The following is a 19,965-nucleotide window of genomic DNA, read 5'->3' on the forward strand; positions in this document are numbered from 1 at the left end:
TTGAAATTATGGCAAAGAAAGAAAAGAAAGAGAAAAAAGGATTCAAATCTTTATTTGGATTTAATAAAATGTCTAAGGACATGGGAATAGATTTAGGAACAGCAAATACATTAGTTTATATAAAAGGACAAGGTATCGTAGTTAGAGAACCATCTGTTGTAGCTATAAGAGATGACAGTAAGTCTGTTTTAGCAGTAGGAGAAGAAGCTAAGAAAATGATAGGTAGAACACCTGGAAATATAGTAGCTATAAGACCTATGAAAGACGGAGTTATAGCAGATTTTGATGTTACTCAAGCAATGCTAAGTTACTTTATTAAAAAAGCAGCATCTAACAAAGGTGTAGTTAGCCCAAGAATAGCAATCTGTGTACCTTTCGGTGTAACAGAAGTAGAAAAAAGAGCTATAGAAGAAGCTGCTAGACAAGCAGGAGCAAGAGATGCATATCTTATAGAAGAGCCTATGGCAGCTGCAATAGGGGCTGGACTTAGAGTTGAAGAACCAGAAGGAAACATGGTAGTAGATATAGGTGGAGGTACTACAGAAATAGCTGTAATATCTTTAGGTGGTATAGTTACTGCTAAATCTATAAGAATAGGTGGAGACGAGTTTGACGAGTCTATAGTTAACTATGTTAAAAAAGAGTACAACCTAATGATAGGTGAAAGAACTGCAGAAGATGTAAAAATACAAATCGGATCAACATTTAAAGATGACTCAGAAGAAACTATGCAAATAAGAGGTAGAGATTTAATATCTGGACTTCCTAAGACTGAGCACATATCATCATCTCAAGTTAGAGAAGCTTTAAAAGAGCCTATAACATCAATAGTAGATGCAATTAAATCAACTTTAGAAAAAACTCCACCAGAATTATCTTCAGATATAATGGAAAACGGAATAATGCTAACTGGAGGTGGAGCTTTACTTAGAGGGCTTGACAAGTTAGTAAAAGAGCAAACTGGAATGCCTGTCCATATAGCTGAAAATCCTTTAGACTGCGTTGCGTTAGGTACTGGAAAATCTGTAGAAGATCAAGAAATATTTGAAAAAGTATTAATGATGAACAACAGTAGAAGATAATTTAAAGTTGGTGATAGGGTGAAACTAAATAATAATAAGAAAAAAGATAATAGAAAATATAACGTTAAAGTGGTAGCAACTATAGGGGTTGCTATCACTTTAATTGGAATTGTAGGAATATCAATAGGCAGATACTCTAAAGGTGGAATTAAAGGAAGTGGCGTTGTATTAAGTTCGATATCATCAATTGAGAGCAACTTAAACAAAGGCTTTACTTTTATAAAAGACGGTACAAGTAATATATTTAAATTTAAAGAAAACGCAAATAAAGTTGATAAATTAGAAAAAGAAAATGAAAAATTAAAACAAGAAATAATTAATTTAAAAGAAGAATCATCAAGTGCTCAATCTCTACAAAGTTTAAAAAAATCACTAAACTTTATAGATGAAAAATACAAAAAAAATATGATAAGTGCACAAGTAGTAGGTAAAAATGACGGTAACTGGTATAAGTCATTTGTAATAGGTGCAGGAAAGAATGACGGAGTTAAAAAAGATAGTGTTGTAGTTGGAGGAAATGGATTGGTCGGTGTTGTTTACGAAGTTTCTGATAACTATAGTAAAGCTATTTCTTTATTAGATACAAAATCATCAGTAAGCTTTCAATTACTAAAAGATCCTAAAAGCAAAGGTGTAATAAGTCAGGAAGCAAATGAAAACAAAAATTATAAAGCAGAAGGTTTATTAGAAGGTTATATGTTCTCAACTTCATATGATGTACTTCCAGGAGATGTTGTTGTAACATCTGGATTAGGTCTATATCCACAATCAATACCTATTGGAACAGTGGAAAAAGTTATTGATGACAAGAACAAAGGTTTAAAAAATGTAATAGTAAAACCATATGTCGACTTCAAAAACATTGATGATGTTGTAGTTATCGAACCAAGAAATATAAATTAGAAGGAGAAACTACAAATGAAAAGAATATTACTTTTTCTTATTGGTGTTTTGATAGTTATAGTAGAAGGTAGTATCACTAATTATGTTGATATACTTGGAGTTAGTGTAAACTTTCTTCTGATATATATGACTATAATATCTTTGTACTTAGATGATATAGAAGCTGTTACAATAGCTGTTCTATTAGGGTTTGTAAAAGATATAGCTTTAGGTAGTATATTTGGGGTTAATGCTTTGATTTTAGCTATAATAGCATATGGAATAAGCAATTTAAACGACAAGATATATAAAAATAGCTATATAACTGTTTTTGCATTAGTTTTTATAACTAGTTTAATAGATTCTATTGTAAATATAGTTCTTTTAGGAACAGTATACCAAACTTATGATATTTTACATATCTTCATTAAGGGGATATGTACAGTGCCACTTGTAAATAGTATAGGAAGCTTAATTTTTTATTATATTTTCAAGGGGTCAATCCTTAAATTGAAAAAAGATTAGTGGTGATTAAATGGATGAAAATAAAAGATTTGATAGGCTTGATATAATAAAGTATATAATTATTGTAGTTCTTTGCATTATACTTGCAAAAATTATATACATGACGACATTTAAGCATGAGCATTATAATGAGCTAGCTAGTAATAAAACATATAAAGAAATTCCGATAAAAGCTCCGAGAGGAGAAATAAAAGATAGATATGGTCGTACTCTAGCTTCTAACAGAAACTCTTTCACTATTCACATATCAAATGATGGAGTTAACAAAAAAGATAAAAATGGAAAAACTAAAGCTAATGAAATTTCATTGGAACTAATCAATTTATTAGAAAAAAATAAAGAGGAATTTATAGATGAATTTCCTATATACGTAGAAAATGGAAAGTACTTCTATACATTTGATAAGAAAATAAGAGATTATAAATTGGAAAATGAGGTTCCGTTGGAATTAAATGCTAAAGAGACTTTTTACTATATAGTTGATAAAGCTATAAAGGAAAATAAAATAGAATCATCTGTAAGAAATTTAGAACCAGCTGAAATTCAAAAAAAGTTAAACTCTGTAGGAATATATCCTCCAGTTTTAGTTAAAGACTGGAAGTTTACGGAGCAAAGAAATAAAGAAGACTGGTTAAAAGCATACAAGATAGATAATATAAATATTAATGCGAAAAATGCATTCAAAGAAATTAGAAAATATTATGAAATACCTGGTAGCTTATCGAATACAGATGCTAGGAAAATTATGATTGTTAGAGATGCACTTAAATCTCAAGGGTTTGTTCAATATAAACCTGTAACAATAGCAAAAGATGTAAATGAAAAAACTATATCTGAGATAGAAGAAAGAGCTATAGAATTCCCAGGAGTATCAGTAGCAATAGAACCAGTTAGAGATTATCCTGAAAAGAACTTAGCATCTCATACGTTAGGTACTATGGGTAAAATTTCAGAAGATGAACTTGCTAAAAAGCAAGAATCTGGAGATGCAAGATATAGCAAAAGTGATATAGTTGGAAAAACAGGTATTGAAAGATATTATGAAGATAAATTAAAAGGTGAAGATGGATACAAAAAGGTTGAGGTTGACTCTGTTGGTAGAGTAAGTAAAGAGTTAGACGTAAAAGAACCAAAATCTGGAGACACTGTATACCTTAGTATAGATAAAGATCTACAAAAGGTATCTGATGATTCATTAGAAAAAATAATAAAAGCAGCAAGAGCGGGTGGAACATTTACAAGTGTATTTGGAAATTATAGTACAGCAGGAAAAACAGCTCCATACTTAGACTCTGGGGCTATGCTAGTGATTGATGTTAAAACTGGAGACATTTTAGCTTCATCTAGTTATCCTAATTACGATCCAAATTTATTTGCAACAGGAATATCATCTGAGGAATATGAAAAATTACAACCTAAAAATCCTAATGATGTTTTATCAGCAAATCCTTTAAATAACTTGGTTACAAATGGAGCATTCCAACCTGGATCTACGTTTAAGCTTGTAACAGGTATGGCGGCATTAGAAGGTGGTTTAAGTCCAACATATGGAATAATGGACCCTGGGGTAATTTATCTTGGAAATAGACCATTTGCCGATTATGTATGGCATCACGGTAGGTCAAATCATGGGTACACGGATTTATATAAAGCTATACAAGAGTCTTGTAATATTTATTTCTATACTGTAGGTACTGGATATAACTGGCAATCTAAAGAAAAACTTGGAATAGATACAGGCCCTGAGAAAATATTAGAATATGCAAAATTATTTGGATTAGATGATAATACTGGTCTTCAATCTGAGATAGGAGAAAGTAAAGGTAAAGTTCCAAATAAAGAAGATAAACTTAGAAACACAGAAAACTCTCTAAGAATAGAATTAGACAAGAAAATGAGAGATGCTTTTACAGATATAACAAAAGCTAAAAATCCAGATGAATACAATGAGAGAATTAATGAAATTGTAAGCTGGACTAAAGATAATCCTTCAAGAAATGAAATTATGAAGAGACTTGAAAAGCTTCATGTTAAAGAAGATAAAATAACAGAAATTACTGACTTTGCTAAATTTAACTATTTTAACTTTGGAAATTGGTCAGATGCAGATACATTCAACTTAGCTATAGGACAAGGGGAAAATGCATATACTCCAGCGCAAATTGCTAGATATGTTGCAGCAATAGCTAATGGAGGTAACTTAGTAGAAGCTTCAGTAGTTGATAAAACTGTTTCTAGTGATTTTAAAGATGTAAAGGTAGATACAAATAAAGTTGAAAAAATACCATTTAAAGATCCTAATAATTTAAAGGATTTAACTCAAGGTATGAAACAAGTTGCTAAAATAGGTGGAGGAAAAAGTGTATTTGCTAATTTCCCTATTGAAACAGCTGTAAAAACTGGGACAGCTGAAAGAAGTGGTAAGATACCTACAGAAAATGAATATGATTATTTAATTAGTCATATGGGATCATATGGGGTATCTAAAGATGAAGCTGTTAAAGAAGCAAACAAACTTTTAAAAGAAGCAAATGAAAAAGCTAAAGTAGAGTTTGAGAAAGAACAAAAAGCTGAAAAACAAAAAGAAGAAAAAGAAAGTAAGTCTTTATTTGGCAAAAAAGAAGAAAAGACAGATACAAAGACAGAAGCTGAATTTGTTCCAGACAATAGTGAAGCTACAAAAGCTAGATACTTAAGAAAAGCAATAAAAGAATTAAATCCTAAATTAACAGATGATCAGATAGATGCATATAAACAAGATTATCCATCATTTGCTTGGTCAGTAGGTTTTGCTCCAGCTAATGATCCTGAGATAGCGGTTGTAACTGTTTTACCTAAAGGTAATTCAAGTAGTCTTGCGCTACCTCCTATGAGAGAAGTTATGGGACAGTATTTCGGATTAATAGATGAAAAGAAAAATAAAGAAGAAAAAGCAAATAAAGAAGCGGAAGCTGCAAAAGAACAAGATGGTAATGCAATGAATTTTGCATCTCAGTTAAAAAAATAGAAGGATTTGAAAAAAAATTGGAGAATATATAAAGTGAGATATAGCTTTGGAGGTATAAAATGTCTTTTAAAGCAACAAATGAGGAGTTAGTGGAATTTAAAGGAAATAAAAGAGGCATAGTTATCAACGTAAAAAGGAAGGCATCGTTTGAAGAAATTAGACAATGCATAATAGATAAAATAGAAACATCTATAGGTTTTTTCAATGGAGCTAAAATTTATTCTATAAATTATAATCATTTGAGTGATGTAGAATTACTTCGATTAAAGGAAGATATAACTTCAAGATTTGATATTGAGTTTATAGAAGATGAAATTAAAATACCATATGCTTATCATGATACTAAGTATGTAAATAATATGCGCTCTGGAGAAAATGTAGAGTTCGAAGGCGATGTAGTTGTAATGGGTGATATGAAACCAGGTTGTCAAGTTATAGCTACTGGAAGTGCTGTTGTAATGGGTAATATAAGTCCAGGAGCTAAAGTCATTGCATATGGAAATGTAGTTGTAATGGGTAAAGTTGAAGGATTTATACATGCAGGGTCAAAGGGTAATAAAAATGCTTATATAGTAGCTAATAATTTAAATCCTATGGTTTTAAAGATAGCAAATTATATAGCTGAAGCGCCTGAAGAAGAATATTCGCCACGTAATGATATAAATCCTGAAATAGCATTTACAAATAATGAAACAATAGTTATAGAAAATTATTTACCCAAAAAAATAAATAGATAGTTAATGTAGGAGGGGGTAGTATTATGAGTGAAGTTATAGTTATAACATCAGGAAAAGGTGGAGTTGGAAAAACTACAACAACTGCAAACTTAGGAACTGCTTTAAGTTTAGAAAATAAAAAGACGGTTGTAGTTGATGCTGATATAGGCCTTAGAAATTTAGATGTTGTAATGGGTCTTGAAAACAGAATAGTGTACGATATTGTTGATGTTGTTGAGGGAACTTGTAGATTAAAGCAAGCTCTTATAAAAGATAAGAGATTTGATAATTTATACTTACTTCCAGCAGCTCAAACTAGAGATAAAAATGCTCTATCTATAGAACAAATGAAAGATTTATGTGATAAGTTAAGAGAGTCATTTGATTTTATAATCATAGATTGTCCAGCAGGAATAGAACAAGGATTTAAAAATGCTATAGCTGGAGCAGATAGAGCTATAGTTGTAACTAACCCTGAAATATCTGCAGTTAGAGATGCAGATAGAATAATAGGACTTTTAGAAGCAAATGAAGTAAAAGACATACGCTTAGTTATAAATAGAATTAGAAATGAAATGGTTAAGCGTGGAGATATGATGGATAAACAAGATATAGTTGAAATTCTTGCTATAGACTTAATTGGATTAGTTCCTGATGATGAAACTATAATAGTTTCTACCAACAAAGGTGAGCCTGCAATATTAGATTCAAGATCTAATGCAGGACAAGCATATAAAAATGTTGCAAAGAGAATCTTGGGAGAAGATATACCTCTTATGCAAGTAGAAGAAGAAACTAATATACTAACTAAAATTAAGAAGATGTTTGGAATGGCTAAGTAGTGAAGGGGGATAAATTCATGTTAGATTTATTTAAGATGTTTTCTAATGAATCTAAAACTAGTAAGAATGTAGCAAAAGAAAGGCTTAAACTAGTTTTAGTGCATGATAGAATAGACTGTTCTCCACAGCTTCTAGACCTTATTAAGTCAGATATACTTAAAGTTATTGCAAATTATGCTGAGATAGAAGAAGACGGATTAGAAATAAAGATGGCTAAATCTAGAAGTGATGAAGAAGATGGTCCTATATCAGCATTAGTTGCTAACATACCATTAAAGAATATAAAAGAACGAAGTAGATAGAAAAATGGGGGGAGCGTATTAGCAAACCCCTTTTTGCATTAACATAAATGATACTGCGTAGGTATTGTCACAAATAAGAAAGATGGTGATAACATGTTTGATTTTAGATCAATGTTTAAATTAATGAAAGAGCTTGATTGGAAGCTAATTGCGGTAGTTATTTGTATATTTGGTTTTGGGCTTGTTATATTAAGTAGTGCAACTCATGCAACTACTACAGGGAACTATAAACAAATAACTAAACAAGGACTAGCATTCTTACTTGGTATGGGGCTTGTATTTGTAATACTTCTATTTGACTATAATCTTTTAGGAAAGTATTACAAAGCATTATATATAGTAAGTTTAATACTATTAGTATTAGTATGGATACCAGGAATAGGAAAGGCTAATGCAGGAGCTAGATCATGGTTACATTTAGGGCCTTTAGACTTTCAAACGTCAGAGTTAGTTAAATTAACTTTTATACTAAGTTATGCGAAAATTGTTGAAGAAAAGAAAGGTAAATTAAAAACAATAAAAGATATTGTGCCTCTTGCATTATATGCTGCACCTATAATATTACTTTTACTTGTACAGCCAGACTTAGGAACGGCTATAGTATTTTGTTGTATAATAGGAGGTATGTTGTTTACTGCAGGACTTAATGATAAAATAATTAAAAGAGGTCTTATAGCAATAGTTGTAGTTATGCCTCTTATGTATATGGTAATGGCACCACATCAAAGAATAAGAATAGATGCTTTCTTACACCCAGAGGATGTTACTTTACCTGGTAACTACCAAGTTATGCAGTCAATGATAGCTATAGGTTCAGGTGGAACTACAGGTAAAGGGCTATATGAAGGAACTCAAAATCAAAATGATTTCTTGCCAGTTCAAGATAGTGACTTTATATTTGCTGTTATAGGTGAAGAATTAGGGCTTATTGGTATGTTTGTAATAATTTTACTGTACGGGTTATTCTTAATAAGGATGATTGTTATTGCAAAAGAAGCCAAGGATTTTTATGGAACCTTAATAGTTATTGGGGTAGCGAGCATGTTTGCTTATCAAGTTATACAGAATATAGGAATGACAGTTGCTGTAATACCTGTTACAGGAGTAACATTGCCATTTGTTAGTTATGGAGGAAGTTCTCTTATGACGTCTTTAGCTAACTTAGGTCTTGTACTAAATGTAGGTATGAGAAGAAAGAAAATAAATTTCTAATATATTAGGGGTGACGTATGAATATAGCATTAATAGCACATGATGAAATGAAAAACACTATGGTTGGATTTTGTATAGGATATGAATCTATTTTATGCAATTATGGATTATATGCTACAGGAACTACAGGAAAAAGAATAGAAGATGAAACTAAGTTAAAGATAAAAAGATTAGCTTCAGGACCTCTTGGAGGAGATCAACAAATAGGGTCATTAATAGTTTCTCAAGATATTGATTTAGTAATATTTTTAAGAGATCCAATGACAGCTCAAGCTCATGAACCAGATATACAAGCTTTAATTAGACTTTGTGATGTGTATCATGTACCTATTGCTACTAATCTTGCTTCAGCTGAAATTTTTATAAAAGCATTAGATAGAGGGGAACTTTCTTGGAGAGAAGTTAGAAAGACAAATACTCAACGTATGTAAATATATAAATAAAAAAGCTAGCTCAATTGAGCTAGCTTTTTTATTTATATATTTATTTAATTGATTCAGCGAACTTAACACCAAAATCAAAACATTCTTGTAAAGTTTCATCACTTGGGAAGAATTTCTTCTTAAGTGTTTCAACAGGCATCTTGAATCCCATATTCTTAACAAGTAGTTCAGCCATAGTTATACCTTCACCACTCCATCCATAAGATCCGAATACTCCAGCAAATTTACCTTGGTTAGCCATAGGATCTATTAATGAGAATGCATCCCACATAGGTTTAACCATAGTTCTGTTTATAGTTGGAGAACCAAATAATATTCCTTTAGACATTACCATAACATCATGAAGTTCTGCTAAATCCATATTTTCTATATCATATAAAGTAGCATCTTCACCTGTTGATTTTATACCTTCGTATATTTTTTCAGCCATTACTTTTGTATTAGTATAAGCTGATAAGTATAATACAGCTACTTGGTCTTGGTTAGTTGTATTAACAGTTTCAGTAGACCATTCTACATATCTTTTAACTTGAGCCATAGGGTCTTTACTTAACATAGGACCGTGAGAAGTTAATATAGTATCAAAATCTAATCCTAATTCAACAACCTTATTTACAGCTTTTAAAACATGCTTAGAGAATGGTTTAACTATGCAATCAAAGTAATGTTTAGCTGATTTTAAATAATCTTCGCTATCTATTATATCTGGATCTACACTTGCAAAGTGGCATCCAAAAGCATCACAAGTAAGTAATGTTTTATCTTCTTCTATATAAGTAAACATTGTGTCTGCCCAGTGTAAGAATGGTGCAGATATGAATTTTAAAGTTCTTTTACCTATGTTTAAAGTTTCACCATCTTTTATAACATGACATTTAAATGGTCTGTTAACTTGTTCAGCTAAATACATTTTAGCTGCATTTGTACATATAACTTCTACATCTGGATTTATATCAAGTATATATTTTAAACTACCAGCATGATCTGGCTCAGTATGATGTATAACAATATAATCTAATTCTTCTATTTTTGTTAAAGATGATAATTTTTCGATAAACTCACCTTTAAAGTTTGGTTTTACAGTATCAAATAACACTTTTTTTTCATCGTCTATAAAATAAGCATTATAAGTTGTCCCAAATTCAGTTTCCATTATGATGTCAAAGATTTTTAAGTCTTTATCTATAACACCAGTCCAATAAATATCTTTTTTAATTTCAAAAGCTTCCTTCATAAAAAAATCCTCCTAAACCGTGATTAATAAAATACGTAATTATATTTAAAATATACCCATTAATAAAACTTTAAAACATATTGTATACAAAAAACTTGAAAAATTCTCAAAACTTTTGCACTCAATACTATATTAACAAAAAATAGTAAAGTTTTGTATATAATAAACTACAAATTGCAAATATATAAGTAATTATATTTTGATACATCTTATTATATCGTGTATAATAATATTTATGTTTATATACTGAAATAAACTTACGGAGGATTTTTATGAATAAAAAAGTAGACTTGAAGAGGATTCTTAAAAAGGTTGAAAAACCTGCTAGATATTTAGGAAATGAAGTAAATTCGATACATAAAGATACAACAAATGAAAATCTTATAAGATATGCTCATTGTTTCCCTGATCTTTATGAAGTAGGAATGAGCCATTTAGGTAGTCATATATTATATGACGTTATAAATAGAGATGAAGATGTATTTTGTGAAAGAGTATATGCTCCAAGTGTAGATATGGAAGAAAAAATGCGCGAAAATAATATTCCTTTATTTGCACTAGAGTCAAGAGAAGCTATAACTAATTTTGACTTTTTAGCTTTTACACTTCAATATGAATTATCATATACTAATATTTTAAATATGATGGATTTAGCAAAAGTTGAAATACTTGCTAAAGATAGAAAGCTAGATGATCCGTTTATATTAGTTGGAGGACCTTGTGCTTATAATCCAGAACCTATGGCAGACTTTGTTGATATAGTTGTTTTAGGAGAAGGGGAAGAAGTTAACTTAGAAATAGTTAATAGATATAAAGAATGGAAGAAAAATAAGACTACTAGAGATGAGTTCTTATTAGATATAGCTAACATAGAGGGTGTATATATACCGAAATTCTATGATGTATCTTACAATGAAGATAACACTATAAAAGAAGTTAAAGCTAATAGAGAGGGAATACATCAAAACCCTCATAAAAGAATAATTAAAGATATGGACTTAGTAGAGTATCCAGAAAAACTTATAGTACCATTTATAGATACTGTACATGATAGAATAGTTTTAGAATTATTTAGAGGATGTACAAGAGGATGTAGATTCTGTCAGGCTGGTATGATATATAGACCTATAAGAGAAAAGAGCTTAGATAGATTAAAAGAAATACTAGAAAAGTTAGTTAAAAATACTGGATATGATGAAATATCATTATCTTCATTAAGTACAAGTGATTATAGTAATTTATCAGAGCTTACAGATTACTTAGTAGAAGAATATGCGTCTAAAAATATAGGTATATCTTTACCTTCTCTTAGATTAGATAACTTCTCTATGGAAATAGCTGAGAAAATACAACAAGTAAGAAAATCAGGACTTACTTTTGCTCCAGAAGCTGGAACTCAAAGAATGAGAGACGTTATAAATAAAGGGGTAACAGAAGAAGACCTAGAAAATGCTACAAGAAAAGCATTTGAAATGGGATGGAATAGTGTAAAATTATACTTTATGATAGGACTTCCAACTGAAACATATGATGATTTAGATGGAATAGCAAATCTTGCTTATAAAGTTATAGATATATACAGAGACGTTAATGGTGGTAAATTAAGAAGAGTATTTGGAGTAACTGTTAGTACTTCAACATTTGTTCCTAAGCCTTTTACACCATTCCAATGGCATGGACAAGATACTACAGAACAAGTTAGAGAAAAGCAAAGACATTTAGTTAAAAAATTAAAAAATGGAAATATAAAATACAACTATCATGATTCAAAAACTAGTTTAATGGAAGCAGTTATTGCTAGAGGAGATAGAAAACTAGGTAAGGTTATATACGATGCGTATAAAGCTGGTGCTAAGTTTGATGGATGGGCTGAACACTTTAAGCTAGAAATATGGGAAGAAGCAATGAAAAATAATAATCTTGAAATAGCTTTCTATGCAAATAGAGAAAGAGATTATGAAGAAGTATTCCCTTGGGATCATTTAGATGTTGGAGTTAATAAAAAGTTCTTAATTAGAGAAAATGAGCAATCAAAGCAAGAAAAAGTAACAGTTGATTGTAGACATAAATGTAATGGATGTGGAATAAACACTCATACTATAGGAAAGGGGATGTGCTAATTATGAGTAAAATAATAAGATGTAAATTTAAAAAAGAAAATGACATGATATATATATCTCACCTTGATTTACAAAGATTATTACAAAGAGCTTTTAGAAGAGCTGAAATACAATTATCATATTCTCAAGGATTTAACCCACACCCTAAGATGAGTTATGGACATGCACTAGCACTTGGTACAGAAAGTCAAGGGGAGTACTTAGACGTTGAAATAGAAGAAGATTTAAGTGCTACTGAGTTTATGGAAAAAATAAACACTGCTATGCCAGATGGTATAAAATTTGTAAATGCAAAGGAAATAACTAAAGAAGTTCCATCATTAGCATCTGCTATAGAATATGGTGAATACATGTTTACGATAGAAGTAGATAAAGAACTATCTAAAGAATTTATAAAAACTAAAGTAGCAGAATTAATGAATAAAGAAGAAATTATAATAAGTAAGAAAAATAAAAAAGGAAAAACTGTAGAAGTTAACATCAGACCTATGATAAAGAATTTTGATGTTATAGATGTTGAAGATAGAGTTATAACTTTAGAATCAACTATGGCTACAGGTTCTAAGGCGAATTTAAATACTAATATATTTATACCTAAAATGCTAGAAGTATTTGAACTAGATATTGATCCATTAGATGTAGATATATTAAGAAGAGAATTATATATAGTTAAAGATGGAGAGTTAGTAACTCCAATGTAGAAAAGAGGTGGATATCCACCTCTTTTCTGATATCGAGAGTGGGTTGCTCGAGTGTGCTATATATGTCTCCTTCACACGACGTGCTTTGCACGTAAAGTGTTACGTCAACACATAGAGCACACTCTTCGCATTTTATTAAAATAGATATAAGAAAAGATTGTGGATATTCGATGAAGGTGAATTAAGGAAAGGATAGGAAGTGAGCTTTTGAAAAATATTATTATAGAGTCATTGGTTAATTCTCAAAAGGTAGCTGTGTTAGAAGATGGAAAGTTAAGTGAACTTTTTATAGAGAGTAATTCGAGTAAAAATGTTTCTAATATTTATAGAGGTGTTGTAAAAAAGGCATTAAAAGGTATAGAAGCTTATTTTGTTGATATTGGAAGTGACAAGCTTGCATATTTAAGCATGAAGAAAAATGAAGATGTCAAATGTGGACAAGATATTTTAGTTCAAGTAAATAAAGAAGCTATAGGGACAAAAGGTGCAAAACTTAATACTGAAATAAGTTTTGCAGGAAGATACTTAGTTTATATACCGTCAAATGATAGGCTTACTATATCAAATAAAATAAAATTAGAAAAAGAGAGATTTAGATTAAAAAAGATAGTTCAAGGCATTGATGAAGAGTTTACAGGGATTATAAGAACTGAAGCGGTTGGATGTTCAAAAGAGGAAATTGAACAAGATATATTTGATTTAAAAGAAAAATACAACAGAGTTTTAAAAGAATATAAGTTAGGTATAGGGCCTAAACTTTTATACAAGGACCTTGATTTTGCATCTAAGTATGTAAAAGATAATGTAAATGATAGTGTTTTAAAAATTATTGTGAATAATAATGATAAGTATGAAGAACTAAAAAATATATTAGGACGTATCGATAAGAATTATAAAGATAAATTATTATTAGAAAATAATAAGGATGTATTTGACCTACATTCAGTCCAATCCCAGATAGATAAATGCTTAAATAGAAAAGTATGGCTGAAAAGTGGTGGATATTTAATAATAGATAAGACTGAAGCTTTGACAGTAATAGATGTTAACACAGGAAAATTTACTGGGAATTCTAATTTAGAAGAAACAATATATCAAACTAATTTAGAAGCAGCTATAGAAATTTCTAAACTTCTAAGGATTAGAGATATAGCAGGAATAATTATTGTAGACTTTATAGATATGCAAAAAAATGAATATAAAAAAAATCTATTAGAAGTTTTAAGCAAAGAAACTGATAAAGATAGAAGAAAAACAAATGTTATGGGGATGACAAAACTTGGATTAGTTGAAATTGCTAGAAGAAGAGAAAAAGATTCCATAGACAATTACTATCTTAGCGAATGTTTCGTATGTAAAACTGGAGAAAGTATAAAGTCAATTAATAGAATTTTAGATGAAATAGAAAAGGAAGTAATGAGAATAAAAGAACATACTTCGTATAGACAAGTTAAAATAGAGTTAAATCATTATGTTTCGGATGAAATAAATAAAAATTATAAAGAAAAAATTGATAATATAAGCAAGAAATACAATGTGAAAATAAATATAGACAAAAAAGCTGAAATTCAACATGAAAATATGAATATTATTTTTAATAGTTAGTTGACAGTTTATATAAATTATAGTATTATTTATAAATGTAGTGCCGCTCAATAAAGGTTTGGAAATCTCTTATGAGTACCTTGTATTGGCGAGTTTGAGACCGAGGAGGTGTATTTATGTACGCTATAGTTAAAACTGGAGGAAAGCAATACAAAGTTGCTGAAGGTGATGTAATCTTCGTAGAGAAGTTAAACGTTAACGAAGGTGATGTAGTTACTTTAAACGAAGTATTAGCTTGTTCTAAAGATGGAAACTTAGTAGTTGGAGCTCCAACTGTTGATGGTGCATCTGTAACTGCTAAAGTTGTAGAGCAAGGTAAAGCTAAGAAAGTTATAGTTTTCAAATATAAAGCTAAAAAAGACTACAGAAGAAAGAACGGACATCGTCAAGCTTACACTAAGTTAGTAGTTGAAAAAATAAACGCTTAATTGTAATTGCCATGATAAAAGTTAAATATTATCAAAACGACGATTTCATGCTTAAAGGTTTTTGTCTTAATGGACATGCTGACTATGCAGAACTTGGTTCTGATATTGTATGTGCTGCGGTTACATCCAATGCATTATCAGTTATAAATTCTTTAAGTAAATTGCAGAAAATTGAATTTGATAAAGTTATAGGCCAAGAAGGTCACATTGAATGCATTGTTAAAGATGAATATCTAGACAAAGCTCAATTGTTACTACAACATTTTCAATTAGCTATTAGTGAAATTAAAAGGGAATACCCAAAAAATATAAAAATTCTAAAAAAGTAGGAGGTGACTCCAGAATGTTAAAAATGAACTTACAATTACTTGCATCTAAAAAAGGGGTAGGATCTTCTAAGAACGGTAGAGATTCTGTTTCTAAAAGATTAGGTGTTAAGAGATTCGATGGACAAGTTGTAACTGCTGGAAGTATAATAGTTAGACAAAGAGGAACTAAGATACATCCAGGAACTAACGTAGGTAAAGGTGGAGATGACACTTTATTCGCATTAGTTGACGGTGCTGTTAAATTCGAAAGAAAAGACAAGAAAAGAAAAAAAGTAAGTGTATACCCAGTTGCTGAGTAATACGCTAAAAAAAGGAGTGTTCATACACTCCTTTTTTAAATATAATGATTAATATAGCTCGGAGAGAATTTATATTATAGATTGTGGCAAATATAAATAAAAAAGCTTTAAAAAAGAAGGTGAATTAATATGTTTATAGATAAGGCTAGGATATTTGTAAAAGCTGGAAACGGTGGTAACGGATCAGTATCTTTTAGAAAAGAAAAATACGTTCCAGCAGGAGGACCAGACGGAGGAGACGGAGGTCGTGGAGCTAGTATAATATTTAAAGTTGATTCAGGATTAAGAACATTAATGGACTTTAAATATCAAACTAAGTACTCTGCACAAGCTGGTGGAGATGGAACTAAAAAAAGACAAGCTGGTAAAAATGGTGAAGATTTAGTTTTATTAGTTCCTCCAGGAACAATAATAAGAGACGAGGCAACAGGTCTTATAATCGCTGACTTAAAAGAAGAAGGCGATAAAGCAGTAGTTGCAAAAGGTGGAAGAGGTGGAAGAGGAAACCAACACTTTGCCAATGCAATAAGACAGGCTCCTGCATTTGCTAAATCAGGAACTGATGGAGAAGAAAAGTGGATAATATTAGAGTTGAAAATGATAGCTGATGTTGGTCTATTAGGATTCCCAAATGTAGGTAAATCAACATTTTTATCAGTAGTAACTAAAGCTAAACCAAAAATAGCTAACTATCATTTCACAACTTTAACACCAAATTTAGGAGTTGTACAAACTAAGTTTGGCGAAAGTTTTGTACTTGCTGATATACCAGGACTTATAGAAGGTGCTGCAGAAGGTATAGGATTAGGTCATGATTTCTTAAGACACGTTGAAAGAACTAAGGTATTAATCCATATAGTTGACATATCAGGAATAGAAGGCAGAGATGCTTTAGAAGATTTTGATAAAATAAATGATGAGTTAAAGTTATATAATGAAAAGTTATCTACTAGACCTCAAGTTGTTGTTGCTAACAAAATAGACATAATGGAAGATGAAAGTAACTTTGAAAACTTTAAGAATGAATTAGAGTCAAGAGGATATAAAGTATTCAAGATGTCTGCAGCAACAAGACAAGGAATTGATGATGTTATAGCTTACGTTGCACAATTACTAAACGAAGTTGAAGACGTTGAGTTAGTAACTGAAGAAGAAATGTATAGACCAGAATTAGTTCAAGAAACTGAAGATGGACTAGAAGTTGAAATAGAAGATGGAGTATATGTTGTTACAGGTAAAGCTTTAAGAAGAATAATGTACTCTGTTAACTTTGAAGATATGGAATCTGTACAGTTCTTCCAAAAATCTATGGAATCTCAAGGTGTATTTGATAAACTAAGAGAAATGGGCATAGAAGATGGAGATACTGTTAAGATATACGATATAGAATTCGAATTCTATAATTAAAATTAATTAAAGACGTAAAGAGGTGGACACATGTTAAAAGGTAAGCAAAGAGCATATTTAAGATCTGTTGCTAACACTTTAAAACCTATAACTCAAATAGGTAAAGAAGGAGTTACAGAAAGTTTCTTAGATCAATTAGAAGATATGTTAAAATCTAGAGAAATAGTTAAAGTTTCTATATTAGAAAATGCTGGATTAGATGCTAAAGAAACTGCAAATGCTATATGTGAAGCTATAAGAGCAGAATTTGTTCAAGCTATAGGATTTAAGTTTACTATATATAAAAAAAATGAAGAAGATCCAAAGATAATATTCCCAGGACACGAGCAAGCGAAAGCTAAAAAAGTTGATAATACAGTGTCTAAAAAAGGAAGACCGACTAAAAAATCTAGAAGATAATTTATGAGATACCCAATTTAACTGGGTATCTTTTTTTACGCTTAAGGAAATTATACTTAACAAATGTTTGTGGATAACTTATACAACGTAGCTATACAAATGTTTTGGCGAAAGTAAAAAATGATATTTTGAGCAACGGACGGAGTCGTTGGCGACATGAGCGAAGCGAATTTTTATAAAATTTTAAAATTCAAAAAAGTAGAAAAAATGATTGAAATGTGTTAATATATCATAAATAATGGGTAACTGCTATATTATAATTTAAAACTAGATATAAAAAATTAAGAAATTTATTTAAAATACATTATTTTTTAAGGAGAAAAGAGATGAGAGTTGTAATTATTGGTGGAGTAGCAGCTGGAATGAGTGCTGCTGCAAAATTAAAAAGAATGAAACCTGATTATGAAGTAGTTGTATATGAAAAAACAGATGTTGTATCATTTGGAGCATGTGGACTTCCATATTTTATTGGCGGCTTTTTCGATGATCCTCAAAATATGATAGCAAGAGCGCCTGAGAAGTTTGTTGAAAGTGGAATAGACTTAAAAATATTCCATGAAGTAACTTCAATTGATACTGATTCAAAAAAATTAAAAGTTCAAGATATAAAAAATGGAGAAATATTTGAAGATTCATATGATAAATTAATGATAGCAACAGGGGCTAGCAGCATAATACCTCCTATAAAAAATGTTAAACTTGAAAATGTGTCAACATTAAAGAGTTTAGATGATGGTATAAAAGTTAAAGAACTAATGAATAGAGATGAAATAAAAAAAGTTGCTATAATTGGTGCAGGATTTATAGGTCTTGAAGCAGTTGAAGCAGCTAAAAAATTAGGGAAAGAAGTAGTGGTATTTCAACTAGAAGATAGAATTTTACCTCAAGTATTTGATAAAGAGATTACTGATATATTAGAAGAAGAAATTAAAAATCATAATGTTGATTTAAGATTACAGGAAATAGTTAGCGAGTTAGTTGGAGAAGAAAAAGTTAAAAAGGTTATAACAAATAAAGGTGAATATGATGCAGATTTAGTTATAATAGCAACTGGAGTAAGACCAAATACAGCCTTTTTAAAAGATAGTAAAGTTAATATGTTGCCAAATGGCGCAATTATTGTTGACGAGTTTGGAAAAACTTCAGTGGAAGACATATATGCAGCAGGTGACTGTGCAACTATAAAAAATATAGTAACAGGACAAGATTCATATGTTCCACTTGCAACTGGTGCTAATAAATTAGGAAGAATAGTTGGAGAAAATTTAGCTGGAGCTAACAATAGTTTCCAAGGGTCTTTAGGATCTAGTTGCATAAAAATTATGGATATGGAAGCTGCATGTACAGGATTAACAGAAGTACAAGCTGAAAAACTAGGTATAAAGATTAAATCTAAGTTTATATCAGACTTTAACCAGACTAATTATTATCCAGGAAGAAATAAAATGTATGTAAAGCTTGTATATGATGCTGATACAAAAGTTATATTAGGAGGACAAGTTGCAGGATATAAAGATGCTGTTCAAAGATGTAATGTAATAGCTGCATCTATATTTGGAAAATTAACAACTAGCCAATTAGGTATGCTAGATTTATGTTATGCACCACCATTTGCAAGAACATGGGATATCCTTAATGTAGCCGGCAATGTATCTAAATAATTAAAATATAAAACTGGTAGTAATACTTATTAAAGCATTACTATCAGTTTTTTTACGTCTAAGGAAAATATATTTAATAGAAAGTTTCAAACAATCATTAAAAATATAAATAATAACCACTTATAATATTTATTTTACTTATGATAAAAGTAATAGTAAAATAATACTTGGAATTGATAAGATAAATTAATTTATATTATAGATGGAGGTTATATATATGGAAAATACAGTAGAAGCTATTGCTACCAATAATTTATTAATAATATTTTCAGCAATAGTTGTAATAGGAGTCATATTAGGTAAATTAAGTGAAAAGCTTAAATTACCAGATGTAATACTATATTTAATAGCAGGAATCATAATAGGGCCGGCAGTTTTAAACTTAATAAGTGTAGATTCATTTCCTATAGAAAATAATCTTATATTAACTTTTGGATCGGCATTTATTCTTTATGAAGGTGGTAGAGAAGTTAACTTAAAAGTTTTAAATAAAGTAAAGGTTAGTGTAGGGTTATTATCAACATTAGGAGTTGTAGTATCAACTATAGTAGTTGGATTTACTACTAATAAAATTTTTGGACTTCCAATAATGACATCTTTACTTGTAGGAGGAATAATAGCATCAACAGACCCTGCAGCACTTATACCAGTATTTAAACAAGTTACTATAAAAGATAAAATAAAGCAAACAGTTGTAAGTGAGTCTGCATTTAACGATGCAGTAGGAGCTATAATTGTAAGTACACTTCTTACAATAGTTACATCAGGAAG

At 30.1% G+C, this 19,965-nt stretch carries 20 protein-coding genes; 19 read left to right on the top strand and 1 reads right to left on the bottom strand.

Going from position 1 to position 19,965, the window contains the following annotated elements:
• Positions 1–8: 8 nt before the first annotated feature.
• From ACRDDE_RS03355 to mgsA, 9 genes are all read left to right on the top strand, one after another.
• Positions 9–1,082, top strand: a complete 1,074-nt coding sequence (locus tag ACRDDE_RS03355) for a rod shape-determining protein (RefSeq protein ID WP_025161249.1) — start codon at positions 9–11, stop codon at positions 1,080–1,082.
• Between the two features lie 18 nt (positions 1,083–1,100).
• The gene (gene mreC, locus ACRDDE_RS03360; RefSeq protein ID WP_438625522.1) at positions 1,101–1,985 is read left to right on the top strand and encodes a rod shape-determining protein MreC; all 885 of its coding nucleotides are present in this window, start codon (positions 1,101–1,103) and stop codon (positions 1,983–1,985) included.
• Positions 1,986–2,000: 15 nt separating this feature from the next.
• Positions 2,001–2,489: a rod shape-determining protein MreD gene (gene mreD / locus ACRDDE_RS03365; RefSeq protein ID WP_220797151.1), complete on the top strand. Its 489-nt coding sequence runs from the start codon at positions 2,001–2,003 to the stop codon at positions 2,487–2,489.
• A gap of 10 nt (positions 2,490–2,499) precedes the next feature.
• Positions 2,500–5,496, top strand: coding sequence for a penicillin-binding transpeptidase domain-containing protein (locus tag ACRDDE_RS03370; RefSeq protein WP_438625525.1), 2,997 nt, complete (start codon positions 2,500–2,502; stop codon positions 5,494–5,496).
• Positions 5,497–5,555: 59 nt separating this feature from the next.
• Positions 5,556–6,233 (top strand): septum site-determining protein MinC, encoded by a 678-nt coding sequence (locus ACRDDE_RS03375; protein ID WP_438625527.1) that lies wholly within the window; start codon positions 5,556–5,558, stop codon positions 6,231–6,233.
• Between the two features lie 23 nt (positions 6,234–6,256).
• A complete protein-coding gene (minD, locus tag ACRDDE_RS03380) occupies positions 6,257–7,054 on the top strand; it encodes a septum site-determining protein MinD (RefSeq protein ID WP_021432046.1) in 798 nt (265 codons plus the stop codon).
• Between the two features lie 17 nt (positions 7,055–7,071).
• Positions 7,072–7,356 carry a cell division topological specificity factor MinE gene (gene minE / locus ACRDDE_RS03385; protein WP_021428631.1) on the top strand — a complete coding sequence of 95 codons (285 nt, stop codon included), beginning with the start codon at positions 7,072–7,074 and terminating at the stop codon, positions 7,354–7,356.
• A gap of 93 nt (positions 7,357–7,449) precedes the next feature.
• Positions 7,450–8,568 (top strand): rod shape-determining protein RodA, encoded by a 1,119-nt coding sequence (gene rodA / locus ACRDDE_RS03390; protein WP_438625529.1) that lies wholly within the window; start codon positions 7,450–7,452, stop codon positions 8,566–8,568.
• Between the two features lie 17 nt (positions 8,569–8,585).
• Positions 8,586–8,999, top strand: coding sequence for a methylglyoxal synthase (gene mgsA / locus ACRDDE_RS03395; protein ID WP_046823771.1), 414 nt, complete (start codon positions 8,586–8,588; stop codon positions 8,997–8,999).
• A 52-nt stretch (positions 9,000–9,051) separates the two neighbouring features.
• On the opposite strand, the gene ACRDDE_RS03400 is transcribed toward mgsA, so the two are convergent.
• A complete protein-coding gene (locus ACRDDE_RS03400) occupies positions 9,052–10,245 on the bottom strand; it encodes an FprA family A-type flavoprotein (protein ID WP_438625531.1) in 1,194 nt (397 codons plus the stop codon).
• 272 nt (positions 10,246–10,517) lie between these two features.
• Between ACRDDE_RS03400 and ACRDDE_RS03405 the strand changes: the two genes are divergently transcribed.
• The 10 genes from ACRDDE_RS03405 to ACRDDE_RS03450 all read left to right on the top strand — a co-directional run.
• On the top strand, positions 10,518–12,365 hold the full coding sequence (locus ACRDDE_RS03405; protein ID WP_438625533.1) for a TIGR03960 family B12-binding radical SAM protein: 1,848 nt from the start codon (positions 10,518–10,520) through the stop codon (positions 12,363–12,365).
• Positions 12,366–12,367: 2 nt separating this feature from the next.
• Complete coding sequence (locus ACRDDE_RS03410) at positions 12,368–13,066, top strand: TIGR03936 family radical SAM-associated protein (protein WP_438625534.1); 699 nt, start codon at positions 12,368–12,370, stop codon at positions 13,064–13,066.
• A 207-nt stretch (positions 13,067–13,273) separates the two neighbouring features.
• Positions 13,274–14,671 (top strand): Rne/Rng family ribonuclease, encoded by a 1,398-nt coding sequence (locus tag ACRDDE_RS03415; RefSeq protein WP_438625536.1) that lies wholly within the window; start codon positions 13,274–13,276, stop codon positions 14,669–14,671.
• A 116-nt stretch (positions 14,672–14,787) separates the two neighbouring features.
• Positions 14,788–15,099: a 50S ribosomal protein L21 gene (rplU, locus tag ACRDDE_RS03420; protein WP_438625538.1), complete on the top strand. Its 312-nt coding sequence runs from the start codon at positions 14,788–14,790 to the stop codon at positions 15,097–15,099.
• Between the two features lie 11 nt (positions 15,100–15,110).
• Positions 15,111–15,428, top strand: coding sequence for a ribosomal-processing cysteine protease Prp (locus tag ACRDDE_RS03425; protein ID WP_025162085.1), 318 nt, complete (start codon positions 15,111–15,113; stop codon positions 15,426–15,428).
• A 14-nt stretch (positions 15,429–15,442) separates the two neighbouring features.
• Entirely contained in the window at positions 15,443–15,727 is a 285-nt protein-coding gene (rpmA, locus tag ACRDDE_RS03430) for a 50S ribosomal protein L27 (protein WP_021428632.1), read from the top strand.
• 129 nt (positions 15,728–15,856) lie between these two features.
• Positions 15,857–17,134: a GTPase ObgE gene (gene obgE / locus ACRDDE_RS03435; protein ID WP_438625540.1), complete on the top strand. Its 1,278-nt coding sequence runs from the start codon at positions 15,857–15,859 to the stop codon at positions 17,132–17,134.
• A 30-nt stretch (positions 17,135–17,164) separates the two neighbouring features.
• Entirely contained in the window at positions 17,165–17,533 is a 369-nt protein-coding gene (locus ACRDDE_RS03440; protein WP_438625541.1) for a YhbY family RNA-binding protein, read from the top strand.
• Between the two features lie 326 nt (positions 17,534–17,859).
• Positions 17,860–19,194 (top strand): CoA-disulfide reductase, encoded by a 1,335-nt coding sequence (locus tag ACRDDE_RS03445; RefSeq protein ID WP_438625543.1) that lies wholly within the window; start codon positions 17,860–17,862, stop codon positions 19,192–19,194.
• 217 nt (positions 19,195–19,411) lie between these two features.
• A partial coding sequence (locus tag ACRDDE_RS03450) for a cation:proton antiporter domain-containing protein (protein WP_438625544.1) occupies positions 19,412–19,965 on the top strand: 554 nt, incomplete at its 3' end.

The organism is Paraclostridium sp., from assembly GCF_051656405.1.
Classification (GTDB): domain Bacteria; phylum Bacillota; class Clostridia; order Peptostreptococcales; family Peptostreptococcaceae; genus Paraclostridium.